The sequence below is a fragment of the Clostridium sp. MCC353 genome, assembly GCF_018785315.1.
Lineage (GTDB): Bacteria > Bacillota > Clostridia > Lachnospirales > Lachnospiraceae > CHH4-2.
In genome coordinates, this window is sequence record NZ_WQPN01000122.1 from 1 (window position 1) to 489 (window position 489).

The following is a 489-nucleotide window of genomic DNA, read 5'->3' on the forward strand; positions in this document are numbered from 1 at the left end:
TTCAGTTTCTGCCCGTCTTTTTTGATGCCTGCAGACTAAGTTCCACTAACGGTTTCCAGACGACTTCCCACACCGTCAGAACACGGCCCGCCCCGCAGGTTTCAAGCCCCGGCCCGGCCACCGCCCCCTCGTCCCGCTTTTCTGCTGGTTTTCTCTGGAGCAAGGAATTAAAAGCAAATTTTTTACATAAAGGGTGAAGGTATTTTCGAAAATGGCTTCACCCTTTAATGTAAAGTCCCATACCATTTAACATCAACCCTGAAGGCATTTTCGAAAAAGCCTTGACGCTTTACTGTTAAAATCTTTATTTTCATTTATTCGTGGCAGTACACAGCTGGGGATCCAGGGAATGTGAGGCCCGAAACCGTTCAGGCGGATGGAGAGGGGACACCGGATGGGCGTTGGATCCGCAGGAGGCCGGGGCGCGGTTTGCGGTTCCAGCGATTTGTGGAGGCCGTCGGCAGCTCTTAGGCTGAAAAAAGGGAAATG

At 51.3% G+C, this 489-nt stretch carries 1 protein-coding gene; it reads left to right on the forward strand.

Annotated features, from left to right (window positions below; genetic code table 11):
* A partial coding sequence (locus GPL15_RS19855) for a hypothetical protein (protein WP_215700410.1) occupies positions 1-197 on the forward strand: 197 nt, incomplete at its 5' end.
* Positions 198-489: the final 292 nt, after the last annotated feature.